Source organism: Variovorax palleresanus, assembly GCF_051144945.1.
GTDB lineage: Bacteria > Pseudomonadota > Gammaproteobacteria > Burkholderiales > Burkholderiaceae_C > Variovorax > Variovorax paradoxus_S.
In genome coordinates this window covers 647,035-660,710 of record NZ_JBJNVP010000002.1, presented here as the reverse complement: position 1 = coordinate 660,710, position 13,676 = coordinate 647,035, and the positions used below count along the sequence as shown (strand labels likewise).

Below are 13,676 nucleotides of genomic sequence, written 5' to 3'. Positions count from 1 at the left end.
TGCTGCGCTGCAGCACGCATAAAGCGTTCCCAAACGGCGCCGGGTGCGAGATACTCAACCACATGGTTCACCCAGATGCTGCCACGCTCGACGCCGTGTTCGCCGCGCTTTCAGACCCGACGCGCCGCACCGTGCTCGAAACGCTGGGCGAGCGCAGCCTCAGCGTGACCGAGCTCGCCGAGCCGCATGGGATGTCGCTGACCGGCTTCATGAAGCATCTGCGGGTGCTGGAGGATGCCGGCCTCATCTCGCGCACGAAAGAGGGCCGGATCGTGCGCTGCGAACTCTCGCCGCGGCCCATGCAGGAGGCTGCCGTGTGGTTGTCGCGGTATGAGAAATTCTGGACCGGGCGCCTCGATGCGCTGGCGCGCTATCTCTATCATCAAGAGGAGACCGAATGGCAAAACCTGCCGCCCCCGCCAAAGAGCGCCCCTCGCTCACCCTCCGCAGGCACTACCCCGTCGCCCCCGAAAAGGTCTGGCGCGCGTGGACCGACCCGCAAGCGCTGAAAGCCTGGTTCGGCCCTGAGGAGATCGTTTCCGTCCCCGTGGCCGAAGTCGACCTGCGCGTGGGCGGGCGCTTTCGCGTGGCCATGCTTGCGGCCGACGGCGAGACGCACGACGTGAGCGGCGTCTACCAGGAGCTCGTGCCCAACCGCAAGCTGGTCTTCAGCTGGGCCTGGCGCAGCACGCCGGAGCGTGAGTCGCGCGTGACCGTGCTGATCGAGCCCGACGGCAACGGCTGCGAACTGGTCCTGCGGCACGAGCAGTTCTTCGACGAAGCCGCGCGCGACGGACACAACTACGGCTGGACCGGCGCCATGCTCAAGCTCGAGCGATGGTTGGCGAAAGCGGCTGAATGACCGGCCGGCGCGACGAGCCTGCCGGCAGACCGACGCCGGCCCGCGCAACGGCGCGCGAGTGGACGGGGCTGGCCGTCATCGCGCTGCCGTGCATGCTGTATTCGATGGATCTCACGGTGCTGAACCTTGCGATTCCCTCGATCAGCGAAGACCTCAAGCCCACCGCCTCGCAGTTGCTGTGGATTGTCGATATCTACGGCTTCTTCGTCGCCGGGCTGCTGGTCACCATGGGCACGCTGGGCGACCGCATCGGCCGGCGGCGGCTGCTGCTCATTGGCGCGGCGGCCTTCGGCATCGCCTCGGTGCTGGCCGCGTTTTCCACCAGCGCCAACATGCTCATAGCCACCCGGGCGCTGCTTGGCGTGGCGGGCGCGACGCTCGCACCGTCGACGCTCTCGCTCATCCGCAACATGTTTCTCGATCCGGGGCAGCGCACGGTGGCCATCGGCGTCTGGATTTCCAGCTACTCGGCCGGCGCGGTCATCGGCCCGGTGCTGGGTGGCGTGCTGCTGCAGTTCTTTCCGTGGGGCTCGGTGTTCCTGATCGGCGTGCCGGTGATGGTGTTGCTGCTGGTGCTCGGCCCCATCCTGCTGCCCGAATACCGCGACCCGGAAGCGGGACGGCTCGACCTGGCCAGCGTGGCGCTTTCGCTCGGCGCGGTGCTGGCAGCCATCTACGGCATCAAGCAGGTGGCGGAGCACGGGCCGGATGCCGTGTCGGCACTGGCCATCGCGGCGGGCGTGGCGCTTGGGTGGGCATTCGCGCGCAGGCAGCGGCGGCTCGTCGACCCGATGATCGACCTGCGCCTGTTCCGGTTGCCTGCCTTCAGCGTCTCGCTGGCGGCCTACATGCTGGCCTGCTTCGTGATGTTCGGCATCTTTCTCTACAACGCGCAATACCTGCAGCTGGTGCTCGGGCTCTCGCCGCTGCATGCGGGCCTTTGGAGCGTGCCGAGTGCGGCCGCCTTCATTGCCGGCTCCATGGTGGTTTCCGCGCTGGTGCGCCGCATGCGGCCCGCGTTTGTGATGGGCGGCGGGTTGGGTGTCGCGGCCTTGGGATTCGCGATGCTCGTGGTGCTTCCTGCCGAGGGCGGCCTGGCGTGGATGGTGAGCAGCACCGTCATTTCCTCCCTCGGCCTGGCACCTGTTTTTACGCTGGCCACCGACTTGGTGGTGGGCAGCGCGCCGCCCGAGCGCGCAGGCGTGGCCTCGGCCATTTCGGAAACGAGTTCGGAGTTTGGCGGTGCGCTCGGCATCGCAATTCTGGGCAGCATTGGCGCGGCCATCTACCGTAGCACGATGGCCGACGCCGTTCCGGTGGGGTTGGCGGGGGCCGCCGAGGTGGAAGCGGCGCGCAGCACGCTCGGCGGGGCGGTGGCCCTGGCAGGACAACTCGGAGGCACTGCCAGCACCGAACTGCTCGACGCGGGCCGGGCCGCCTTGCTGCATGGCCTTCGGCTGACGGCCGGGATTTGCGCGGCGGTGCTGCTTGCGGTAGGTGCGCTGGTGGCCGTGCGGCTGCGCAGCGCCGGAGAGGCCGCGCAGCCCAAGGCGCCATCGGATGCATTGCCCGAGCGCTGACGAAGACCCATACTGCAGGCTCCACGACGAGACGATGAACGGAGCCTCCCATGAGCAACGAACTTCGCAAGAAGCTGCATGACCTGGCGGAACTGTCCGAAAACACCTCGGATCCGCAGACCAAGGCCATCATCGAGGCGATACGGCTGCAGACCGCCGTTCTGAACGAGCGGCTCTTCTCCATCGAACTGCAGTTGGGCACGCTCACCAAGCGCATGGAAAACACGACAGACTGAGTGGCCGCCGCTTTGTGGGGATAATCCCCGCCATGAGCGGCAACACATTCGGAACTCTCTTCGCGGTCACCAATTTTGGCGAGTCGCACGGCCCGGCCATCGGCTGCGTGATCGACGGCTGCCCGCCGGGCATGGAACTGAGCGAAGCCGACATCCAGGGCGACCTCGACCGCCGGCGCCCTGGTACCAGCCGCCACGTTACCCAGCGCAACGAGCCCGACGCGGTGCAGATTCTTTCCGGCGTCTATGAAGGCAAGACCACCGGCACCCCGATTGCGCTGCTGATCCAGAACACCGACCAGCGCAGCAAGGACTACGGCCAGATCGCCCAGCAGTTTCGCCCCGGCCATGCCGACTTCACCTACTGGAAGAAATACGGCATTCGCGATCCGCGCGGAGGCGGGCGTTCTTCGGCACGGCTCACGGCGCCCATGGTGGCGGCCGGCGCGGTCGCCAAGAAGTGGCTGGCCGAGAAATACGGCATGGTGTTTCGCGGCTGCATGACGCAGATCGGCGAAATCGCCATTCCGTTCGAGAGCTGGGACCATGTGCCCAACAATCCGTTCTTTGCGCCCATTGCCGACGTGAGCGAACTCGAGGCGTACATGGACCGCCTGCGCAAGGCCGGCGATTCGTGCGGCGCGCGCATTCGCGTGACGGCCACCAACGTGCCCATCGGCCTGGGCGAGCCGCTGTTCGACAAGCTCGACGCCGAGATTGCCTACGCGATGATGGGCATCAACGCCGTGAAGGCGGTCGAGATCGGCGCCGGCTTCGACAGCATCACCCAGCGCGGCACCACGCATGGCGACTCGATCACGCCCACCGGCTTTGTCACCAACAACGCGGGCGGCATCCTCGGCGGCATCAGCTCGGGGCAAGACCTGGAAGTGAGCATCGCGATCAAGCCCACCAGTTCGATCATCAGCCCGCGCCAGTCGATCGACATTCACAACAACCCGGTCGAGGTGGTCACCAAGGGCCGCCACGACCCATGCGTCGGCATCCGCGCCACGCCCATCGCCGAAGCCATGCTTGCGCTGGTGGTCATGGAGCACGCGCTGCGCAACCGCGCGCAGTGCGGCGACGCGCAGCAACAGCAAAAAGCGCAAGACGAAACGACCGAAGCCGCGTCCCCGCAGGCGTCCTTCCTCTAGTGCCTCTCCCGCCACCAGTGGCCGCCGGACGCGGCCACCTGCTGGCGTTCGCTGGTCTGTCGGCCAGCTATTTCGCGCACATCGGTTTCTTCAACCCCTACCTGCCGCTGTGGCTCAAGGACCTGGGGCTGCCGATCTTCACGATCAGCCTGCTGGCCTCGGTGCAGTCGATCACGCGAGTGTTCGCCCCCTATGCCTGGGGCGCGCTCAGCGACCACACGGGCCAGCGCGTGAAGCTGCTGCGCTTCAGCGCGGCGGTGGCGCTGGCCAGCTCCTTCGGGCTCTGGTGGCACGGCGGCGCGTGGTGGCTGGCGCTGGTGCTGCTGGTGATGTTCACCCACACCAGCTCGATGATGTCGCTCACCGAGGCCGCCATGGCGCAACTGGTGGCCGGCGACTGGGGGCGCTACGGGCGCATCCGGCTGTGCGGCTCGGCCGGCTTTCTGGTGACGGTGTTCTTTGCGGGCGAGTGGTTCGAGCGCTTCGGCATGAAGCACTTTCCGGCCTGGGCGGCGGGCACGCTGGCCGTCGTGCTGATCGCGACGATGAAGCTGCCCGACATCCGCGAGCCGGTGGCGGCGCACGATGCGGTGAAAGAGCCCATCGGGCCGGTGCTGCGAATTCCGGCCGTGCGGTGGTTCTTTGCATCCCTGTTCTTCCATGTGATGTCGCACTTCTCGGTCTACGCATTCTTCTCGCTGTACCTCGATTCGCTCGGCTACGGCAAAAGCGTCATCGGCCTGCTCTGGGCGCTGTCGGTGGTGGCCGAGATCGTCTGGTTCTTTCTGCAGGGCCGGCTCATCGGCCTCTTGCCGATGCCGCGCTGGATGCTGGTGTGCGGCATTGCCGCCGTGGCACGGCTGGGCCTGACCGCCGGGCTGGGAGGCTGGATCGCGGCGCTGATCGTCGCGCAGTGGCTGCATGCGCTGAGCTTCGCGGCGCACCACACCACCTGCATTGCCGTCGTCTCGCGCCGCTTCCCCGGCCGGCTGCGCGGGCGCGGGCAGGCGCTCTTCACGGTGATCGGCTATGGATTTGGCGGCGTGCTGGGTGTGCTGCTGGGCGGTGCCGTGGCGCAGGAGGTCGGCTACCGGTCCATGTTCGCGCTGGCCGCGGTGCTGGCGGCAGTGGGCAGCCTGTGTGCGTGGCGGGTGATGAAGCTGGAACAGCCGGGACGGCCAATTGCGCCGAGCGCTGCCTGAAGAGCGCGGCAAACTGCCCGCAACGCTGAGCCTGATTTAAAAAGAATTCGGCGCTTCGAATTCTCGCGCTTCATGCGCTATTTCTTCTTACAAGAATTGTTTTCCGAATTGCAGCGGTAGGGCGCGGTGCGTGCCGATGGCCTCGGCGCTGGGAGAAAAAGGCGGAAATCTTCCACATCTCCCCTGAAAGATTAACCTTTGCATTGGCTCTTACGATAAATCAACATTTAAAATAATTGTCAAATAATGGAAGGGGAGCTGAGCATGAAGCTCGATCTGAAAACAATATTCTTATTGAATGAATTGGCATTAGCCAATTTGTCTTATTGGCTGGCTGCGGATCTGCAATGAGCCGCCGCGTCACGATCCAGACGCCGCTGGGCGAGGCGTTGCAATTTCGCCAACTGGTGGGCCGGGAGGCGCTCAGCCAGCTCTACGCCTTCGACATCGAGCTGCTGGGCAGCAGCAACGCCATCGACCCGAAAGCCCTGCTCGGCAAGGCCTCCGCCGTGGCGGTGGAAACCGAAAGCGGCGGCGTGCGATACCTGGGCGGCATTGCGACCCGCTTCGGCCTGCAGCAGGAAGATGCGCGCCATTCCTTCTACCGCCTGCAGCTGCGGCCCTGGCTGTGGCTTGCCACGCGGCGCAGCGACTTCCGCATCTTCCAGGGCAAGACCGTTCCAGAGATATTGACGGAGGTGCTCGGAAGCTACGGCTATCCCATCGAGAAGAAGCTCAGCCGGGGCGACTACCGCCGCTGGGACTACTGCGTGCAGTACCACGAGAGCGACTTCAACTTCATCTCGCGCCTGTGCGAGCTCGAAGGCATCTACTACTACTTCAGGCATGAGGCGTCGCAGCACGTTCTGGTGTTTGCGGACGACATCGCAAGCTCGCACGGTCCGCTGCCCGGCGGCGAGTCGGTGCGTTACCACCCGCTTGAAAAATCCGGCATGGGCCAGCGCGAACGCATCTATGCCTGGGAAACCGCGGAAGAGGTGCGCGCGGGCCATCACTACAACAACGACTACGACTTCGAGAAGCCCAAGGCCGACCTCTCGCACCTGCGGCAAATGCCGCCCGGCCATGACCACGATGGCTACGAGAACTACGAGTGGCCCGGTGGCTTCGTGCAGCACGCCGATGGCGAAACCTACGCGCGTCTTCGCAACGAAGAGCAGCTGACCCAGCGCAGCCGCGCCAGCGGCCGTTCCAACCTGCGCGAGCTTGCGACGGGCCACACGCTGCGCCTGACCGGCCACCCCCGCGCCGACCAGAACCAGCAGTACCTGTTGCTGAGCGTGAGCTACCACCTGCAGGAGAACCTGCAGGCGAGCGAGGGGGCGGATGCCACCGAGGGATCGGTGCAGCGCTTTGCCTTCGACGTGCAGCCCACCAGCCTGGCGTGGCGCCCGCAGCGCACCACGCCCAAGCCGCGCACCCGCGGTCCGCAAACCGCCATGGTGGTCGGGCCGGCCGGCGAAGAAATCTGGACCGACCAATACGGCCGCATCAAGGTGCAGTTCCACTGGGATCGCCTCGGCAAGGACGACGAGAACTCCAGCTGCTGGGTGCGCGTGTCCACCGCCTGGGCGGGCGCCACCTTCGGCGCGGTGTCGGTGCCGCGCATCGGCATGGAGGTGATCGTCGACTTCCTGAACGGCGACCCGGATTACCCGATCGTCACCGGCTGCGTCTACAACGCAGACACGATGGCGGCGTGGCAGCTGCCGGAGCAAAAACACTTGTCGGGCATTCGCAGCCGCGAACTCGGCGGCGGGCGCGGCAATCACCTGGTGCTCGACGATACGCACGGAAAGATCCAGGCGCAGCTGCGCAGCGACCACCAGGCCAGCCAGCTGAGCGTGGGGCACATCGGCCGCATCGAAGACACCGCGGGGCGCAAGGAGCCGCGCGGGCAGGGCTTCGAGCTGCGCACCGACGGACATGGCGTGGCGCGCGCGGCCAGGGGGCTGCTGGTGACCACCGAGCCGCGGCCCAATGCGCAGGCGCACACCACCGACATGGGCGAGACCGTCGGCCGGCTCACGCAGGCGCGCGACCTGCATGAAGGCCTGAGCGAAGCCGCCCAGGCCGCAGAGGCGCACGAGAGCGGCGACCAGGACGAAGTTGCCAAGGGCCTGAAGGAGCAGAACGACGCGATCAAGGGTCAGGGTGGCAACCGCGAGCAAGGCGACTTCCCAGAGTTTCAGGAGCCGCACCTCACGCTGGCCAGCGCCAAGGGCCTGCAGACCGTGGCGCAGGGCTCCACCCACATGGTGAGCAACGAGCACAACGCGCTCACCAGCGGCGGCCACACCAGCGTGAGCGCGGGCAAGAGCTTCCTGGTGAGCGTGCAGAGCGCCATCCGCATGTTCGCCTCCAAGGCCGGCATGCGTCTGGTGGCGGCCAGCGCCGACATCGACATCAAGGCGCTGAAGGACAGCGTCAACGTGCTGGCCAAGCTCAACATCACGCAGACCGCCAACAAGATCACCATCCACGCGAAGGAAGAGGTGGTCATCAACGGCGGCTCCAGCTACAGCCGCTGGAGCTCGGGCGGCATCGAGCACGGCACCTCGGGCACCTGGCGCGAGCACGCCGCGGTGCACAGCCTCGTGGGCCCGGCCAGCGAGGGCAAGCCTTCGCTGCCCAACCCGCCGCAACTGCCCAAGGGGCAGCTCGACCTGTACCACCAGTACATCAAGCCGACAGGCGAAAAGCACCAGGGCGTTGCGCAGGGCGACTTCACCGTGGTCGATTCGGAAGGCGGCTCGCACGCCGGCACCTTCGACCGCAACGGTTTCGCGACCGTGTCGGGCCTGCCGATCGGTACCGCGAAGGTCACCTTTGGCAAGGACCCGCGCGATCCATGGGAAGAGGGCAGCTACTTCGGCACGCCCAAGGACTGGAAGGCGAAAGAGCCGACCGCCGGCGGTGCCGATGCGGCGGGGACCTCGGGCTTTCTGGCCGGCGCGGGCGGCTTGGCCGGCATGGCCGGTTCGGCCGGCGGCGCAGCGGGCGCCCTGGCCGGCGTTGCAGGCACGAACAGCAAGGCCGCGGGCATGCTGGGCCAGGTCACGCAGGCGGCGGGCATGGCGCAGCAGGCCGTCAGCGCGGCCCAGGCCATCCAGCAGGGCGGCGCCAAGGCGCTGCTCGGCCAGGCGAGCCAGGCCGCCACGGGCATGGCGATGCAGGCAGCGGGGGCGCGGCTCGGGCCCATGGGCGTGCCGATCGCCGGCATGGCGAACGTGGCGGGCAGCGTTGCGAGCGGCGGCGTGCCAGCGGGCGTCAAGACGGGCATGGCCACCGCCGCCACGCAGCCCGCGCTCGCGGGGCGCACGCCCGGTTTCATGGGCTGACGCGGGGCTGCCGCGTGCTCTTCGAATAACAAGAAATACCAGGCAAAGAGGGAAAACAAGGCAATGGCCGAAGGATCGCAACAGCAAACGTCGCAGAGAGAACCCCAAACCGCGGTCGCGCCCTTGAACACCATCGTCGGTGACGACATCGCGGCGGCGAGCAAGGCAGTCGACGACTGGCTGCGCTCTTTCAGTGGCGGCTATGTCACGCTGGAGCGGCTCACGATGGTGCTGGGCAGCATCCCCATCGTCGGCAACATCATGGCGCTGGTGGATGTGTTCCTGGACATCATCAACATCGTCGAGAAGAAGGCCAAGGACGGCGTTGCGGCGTTCCTGACTTGGGTCAGCCTGGGCATCAACCTGATCGGGCTCATCCCGCTGCCGCCGACCATGGCGGCCGCGCGCATGAGCCTGCGGCCCACGCTGCACCTGGTGAAGCAGCAGCTCAAGACGGCGGCGTCGAACCTCGGCGAGACCATCGTCGTGGTGCTGGTGGGGCACCTGAACGCCACGATCGTGGGCGAGCTGGACAAGTTCATCGACAAGGCGATCTCGCTGCTCGACGACATGCTCAAGAGCTGCGCGAAGCTGTCGGACAGCATCATCGACAACCTGGTCGACGTGCTGCGCCGCGTGCTCGGGCAGAAGGACATGTTCAGCGTCGGTACGCCGCCTCGACCGGAAACCCGTGTGCACGACCCGAAGGCCGAGAGCACCTGGAACCGCATGTGGGGCAGCGCGGTGCGTTACACCAAGCAGTCTGCCAACTACGTGGCGAAGGTGGCGGCCAACCAGCTGCCGGCCAGCGTGGCGGGACAGGTCAACGGCGTGATCGCGCGCATGCTCGATTTCAAGGGCAACTTTCGCAGGCAACTCGTGCGGCTGGCCGACAAGGAAGCGCAGGCCAGCATCATGTGGCTGCTGCACAAGCTGCTGGAGGCCATCAAGCGCAAGAAGGGGCAGCGCGCGGCCATCGTGCCGCCGCGCGCAGGCGCGGTGGCCGACAAGGACCGCCCGGGCGCGCAACTCGGCCACATCAACAAGCAGGCGCCGGCCCGCAACGATCCGGGCTGCCGCAACCGGCCGGCGCGCGCGGCCGTCGGTGGCTCGATCAGCCTTGCGACCGGCAGCGAGAGCTTCGTGCACACCGACTTCGTTCTGAGCGCGCCGCTGTCCATCACGTGGTCGCGCGTGTACCGCAGCCAGCTCGATGCATACGACCCCGGCCTGCTGGGTGCGCGTTGGATCACGCCGTACACCACGCGCATCGACATCGCACCGCAGGGAGGGCTCGTCTACCGCGGGGTCGACGGGCGCAGCCACACTTATCCCGCGCTGGCCGTGGGACAGGTGCACCGCGATCCCATCGAGAACCTGACATTGAGCCAGCTCAGCGAGACCTTGCTGACACTGGACTTCGGCAAGCAAGGCGAGTGGCAAGAAATATACGAACGCGTGGACAGCAAGCAGCCGCACTTCCGTCTCGTGGCGCAGCAAGCGAAGGACGGCAAGTCAATCGGCCTGCGTTACGACCATGCGATCGCGTCGACGGGCGAACGCGTGCTGAGCGACATCATCAGCAAGCAGGGCGATGTCGTGATGGCGCACGTGGGAACGCAGCCTGATGCGAAGACCGGCCTGATCCGGTCGCTGTGGGAGCTGAAGGACGGCCAGGTCGTTCGCCAGCTGGCCGCCTACACGCACGATGGGGAGCGCGACCTCGTCGCGGCGCAGGACGAGGACGGTGCCAGCTGGAGCTACAGCTACTCGCACCACCTGATCACTCGCTACACAGATCGCACCGGCCGGGGCATGAACCTCGAGTACAACGGCACCGGTGCCGATGCCAAGGCCGTGCGCGAATGGTCCGACGACGGCAGCTTTGCGCTGAAGCTCGAGTGGGACGAAAACATCCGCCTGACCTACGTGACCGATGCGCTGGGCGGCGAGACCTGGTACTACTACGATATCCAGGGCTACACCTACCGGATCATCCATCCGGACAAGCTGGAGGAGTGGTTCTTCCGCGACGACGCGAAGAACGTCACGCGCCATGTGCATACGGACGGAACCACCGACGACTACACGTACGACGAACACGGCAACCTGCAGGCGCACACGCGCGCGGATGGCAGCCGCATCCATTACGAGTACGACGGCCAGCAGCGGCTCACGGGAATCCGCGATGCCGAGGGCGGCGTGTGGAAGCGCGACTACGACGCGCAAGGCCACCTCACCGAAGAGATCGACCCGCTGGGCCACAAGACCGGGTACGCCTATGACAAGGCGGGGCGGCCGGTGCGCGTGACCGATGCCAAGGGTGGCACGAAGCTGTTGAGCTACACGCCTGGCAGCCGCCTTGCGAGCTTCACCGATTGCTCGGGCAAGACCCGCCGCTGGGAATACGACAGCCGAGGCCGGATGATCAAGGCCATCGATGCTGTGGGGCTGACCACGCGCTACCGTTACAGCCCTTCAGGTGAAGGCATCGTGCAGCGCGGCGACGGCAACTCTCCGGGCCAGCTCGAAGAGATCACCTGGCCCGACGACACGCAGCAGCACTTCGTGCACGATGCAGAAGGCCGCCTGCTCGCGCATGTCGACGCGCTCGGCCGCCGCGCGCGCTACAGCTACACACGCTCGGGCCTGGTGTCTGGCCGCATCGATGCGGCCGGCCATTCGCTCAGCTACCAATGGGATCTGCTGGGCCGGCTGACAGAACTGCAGAACGAGAACGGCAGCCGCTACAACTTCCGCTACGACCCGGTGGGTCGTCTGCTCGAAGAAACTGGCTTCGATCGCAAGACCACCCACTACCGCCATGAAGAGAGCACCGGCCGTTTGGTTGCCGTAGAGGAGGGCGGGCGCGTGATGCAACTGCAATCCGATGCGATGGGGCGCCTTGTCGAGCGCACGGCCGGTGAGCAGGCCGAGCGCTTCGCGTTCGACCGCAATGGCCGCATCGTCGAAGCCGTCAACTGCGACGCGCGCCTGCAATGGTTCTATGACCCGGCGGGCAACCTCACGCGTGAGCATCACCACTACCTCGCGAATGCGCGCACCGCGGTTTGGCAGCACCGCTACGACGAGCTCAACCGCCGCATCGCGACCATCCGCCCCGATGGCCACACGACCCAGTGGCTGACCTATGGCTCGGGCCATGTGCACGGCTTGCTGCTCGACGGCGAAGACATTCTCGGATTCGAGCGCGATGATCTTCATCGGGAAGTCCTGCGTGAACAGCGCAACGGCCTCCACCAGCGGTTGCGCTACGACAGCGGTGGCCGGCTGCTCCAACAGGAAATTGCGCAGACCCGTCCGAGCGCCATCGAGGCGTTGCAAGTGCGCCGCAGCTACAGCTACGACAAGATCGGCCAGCTGATTGCCGTCGGCGACAGCCGGTACGGCAATCTCGGTTACCGCTACGACCCGGTAGGCCGTCTGGTGGAAGCCAACAGCCGTCTCGGCCGCGAAGTATTTGCCTTCGACCCGGCCGGCAATATCGTCAGCCCTGCGAACGCCGAGCCGGCAACGCAGCAGGCCACGGTGCACAAGTTGCTCGACAACCTGCTGAAGGAATACGCCGGCACCCGCTATCGCTACGACGAGCACGGCAACCTTGTCGAGCGCACGCGCAACGGCCGCAAGACCACCTTTGCATGGGATGGCTTCGGCCGCATGACCGCGGCCGCCAACCAGGACGGCACCGGCACCACCTTCAGCTACGACCCGATGGGCCGGCGCATCGCCAAGCGCTCGCACGATGCCATGACGCTGTTCGGATGGGACGGCGACACGCTGGCCTTCGAGAGCACGCAGAGCATTTCCGGCGCGCAGGAACAGCAGGGCCGGGGTTGGAGCGTGCACTACATCCACGAGCCCGACTCCTTCGTGCCGCTGGTGCAGGTGCGCCAGGCGCGGGCCATCGTGCTGAGCGAAACCACCGACGTGAAAGCGTTGATGGCCGCCAACGGCGGCGCCTACGACATCGAGCAGGATCCGCTCTGGAACGGCGAACAGCAGCCCGAGCTCGACGGCTTCACGCCGGACGAGCTCGCCTTCTACCAGTGCGATCACCTCGGCACGCCGCACGAACTCACCGACCATGAAGGCCGCGTGGCGTGGTCCGCGCAGTACAAGGCCTGGGGCGAGGCGCGCGAAGCCATCAGCGAGGCAGGGCGGCGCGCGGGCCTTGCGAACCCGATCCGCTTCCAGGGCCAGTATTTCGATGCCGAAACCGGGCTGCACTACAACCGCTACCGCTACTACGACCCGACAAGCGGCCGCTACGTGTCGCGCGATCCGCTGGGACTGGCGGGTGGACGCAACCTGCATGTGTACGTGGGCAACAACCCGGTGCGCGGCATCGATCCGCTGGGGCTGGTCGATCTCAATCTGTTTCCGCACGACGAGGGGATCCGGCAATCGGCCGACAACATCCCGAATCCGAAAGGCACCTTCACGGTGGGTGGCCACGGCAATTCGGATGTCATGGTCGGCGCGTTGCACGACCCGATCACGCCCAAGCAAATGGCGGACCGCATCAAGGCCCACCCTTCGTATACCCAAGGCCAGCACGTCGTGCTCATGTCCTGCAACACCGGCAACGGTTCCGACCCTTACGCGCAGAAGGTGGCCAACGAACTCGGCGCACCGGTCAGCGGGCCCGACAAGTTCCTCTGGATCTGGCCCAACGGCAAGGTTCAACCAGCGGGCATGAAGGAGGACAAGACGATGGATACGGGCGACATCGGACGATGGCACACCTTCAATCCCAAGCCATGACGAAGCCTCACCTCACACGCGTAGTGCCGACCCTGCTGGCACTCGCGCTTTCGATCTCACACGCCGCGGAGAACAAATTCATGGACAACGACACCCCTGCATCCCCATCTTCGCCGTCGCCCATCTCGGGCGCGCAGAGCTTTGCGCTCACCGATGAGCAGCGCACCGCATTCGCTGCAAAGGCGGAGGCCGGCGACACCGAATCAGCCTTCCGACTTTCGCAGTACTACGGCTTCCTGCGTCAGGACTACGCACAGCAGCGGCACTGGCTGTCCATCGCAGCCAAGGGCGGCCATGCCGTGGCACAACACAACCTGGCCTACCAGCTGTACATGAAGGACCAGGATCTTGAGGGCGCCACGCACTGGGCCTCGGAATCACTGAAGAACGGCAACTCGAATGCAGGCGAACTGCTCAAGGAAATCGAGGCGGCCCGATCTGCGGCGGCCCGTAAGCCTCGGCCATGAATTTGGAGCTCATCGGGTCGCA

9 protein-coding genes are annotated in these 13,676 nt (G+C 66.2%); all 9 read left to right on the top strand.

Annotated elements, in window-relative coordinates:
* Positions 1-62 precede the first annotated feature (62 nt).
* The 9 genes from ACJ7Z0_RS06840 to ACJ7Z0_RS06800 all read left to right on the top strand — a co-directional run bounded on the left by ACJ7Z0_RS06840 (position 63) and on the right by ACJ7Z0_RS06800 (position 13,654).
* On the top strand, positions 63-509 hold the full coding sequence (locus ACJ7Z0_RS06840; RefSeq protein WP_434789229.1) for an ArsR/SmtB family transcription factor: 447 nt from the start codon (positions 63-65) through the stop codon (positions 507-509).
* Positions 398-862 (top strand): SRPBCC family protein, encoded by a 465-nt coding sequence (locus tag ACJ7Z0_RS06835; protein WP_434789228.1) that lies wholly within the window; start codon positions 398-400, stop codon positions 860-862. The genes ACJ7Z0_RS06840 and ACJ7Z0_RS06835 overlap by 112 nt, the downstream gene beginning before the upstream one ends.
* A complete protein-coding gene (locus tag ACJ7Z0_RS06830) occupies positions 859-2,442 on the top strand; it encodes an MFS transporter (protein ID WP_434789227.1) in 1,584 nt (527 codons plus the stop codon). Before ACJ7Z0_RS06835 ends, ACJ7Z0_RS06830 begins: the two co-directional genes overlap by 4 nt.
* Before the next feature lie 50 nt (positions 2,443-2,492).
* Positions 2,493-2,678 carry a hypothetical protein gene (locus ACJ7Z0_RS06825; protein ID WP_126749054.1) on the top strand — a complete coding sequence of 62 codons (186 nt, stop codon included), beginning with the start codon at positions 2,493-2,495 and terminating at the stop codon, positions 2,676-2,678.
* 32 nt (positions 2,679-2,710) lie between these two features.
* Complete coding sequence (gene aroC, locus ACJ7Z0_RS06820; RefSeq protein ID WP_055805472.1) at positions 2,711-3,835, top strand: chorismate synthase; 1,125 nt, start codon at positions 2,711-2,713, stop codon at positions 3,833-3,835.
* Between the two features lie 17 nt (positions 3,836-3,852).
* Entirely contained in the window at positions 3,853-5,037 is a 1,185-nt protein-coding gene (locus ACJ7Z0_RS06815) for an MFS transporter (protein WP_434789226.1), read from the top strand.
* Positions 5,038-5,384: 347 nt separating this feature from the next.
* Positions 5,385-8,399: a type VI secretion system Vgr family protein gene (locus ACJ7Z0_RS06810; protein ID WP_434789225.1), complete on the top strand. Its 3,015-nt coding sequence runs from the start codon at positions 5,385-5,387 to the stop codon at positions 8,397-8,399.
* A 123-nt stretch (positions 8,400-8,522) separates the two neighbouring features.
* Positions 8,523-13,187: a DUF8616 domain-containing protein gene (locus tag ACJ7Z0_RS06805; protein ID WP_434789224.1), complete on the top strand. Its 4,665-nt coding sequence runs from the start codon at positions 8,523-8,525 to the stop codon at positions 13,185-13,187.
* Positions 13,184-13,654: an SEL1-like repeat protein gene (locus tag ACJ7Z0_RS06800; protein WP_434789223.1), complete on the top strand. Its 471-nt coding sequence runs from the start codon at positions 13,184-13,186 to the stop codon at positions 13,652-13,654. The genes ACJ7Z0_RS06805 and ACJ7Z0_RS06800 overlap by 4 nt, the downstream gene beginning before the upstream one ends.
* The last annotated feature ends 22 nt before the right edge of the window (positions 13,655-13,676 follow it).

Coding starts and splice junctions, on each gene's coding strand:
- ACJ7Z0_RS06840 (WP_434789229.1), top strand. CDS start 63: ATGGTTCACCCAGATGCTGCCACGCTCGACGCCGTGTTCGCCGCGCTT.
- ACJ7Z0_RS06835 (WP_434789228.1), top strand. CDS start 398: ATGGCAAAACCTGCCGCCCCCGCCAAAGAGCGCCCCTCGCTCACCCTC.
- ACJ7Z0_RS06830 (WP_434789227.1), top strand. CDS start 859: ATGACCGGCCGGCGCGACGAGCCTGCCGGCAGACCGACGCCGGCCCGC.
- ACJ7Z0_RS06825 (WP_126749054.1), top strand. CDS start 2,493: ATGAGCAACGAACTTCGCAAGAAGCTGCATGACCTGGCGGAACTGTCC.
- aroC (WP_055805472.1), top strand. CDS start 2,711: ATGAGCGGCAACACATTCGGAACTCTCTTCGCGGTCACCAATTTTGGC.
- ACJ7Z0_RS06810 (WP_434789225.1), top strand. CDS start 5,385: ATGAGCCGCCGCGTCACGATCCAGACGCCGCTGGGCGAGGCGTTGCAA.
- ACJ7Z0_RS06800 (WP_434789223.1), top strand. CDS start 13,184: ATGACGAAGCCTCACCTCACACGCGTAGTGCCGACCCTGCTGGCACTC.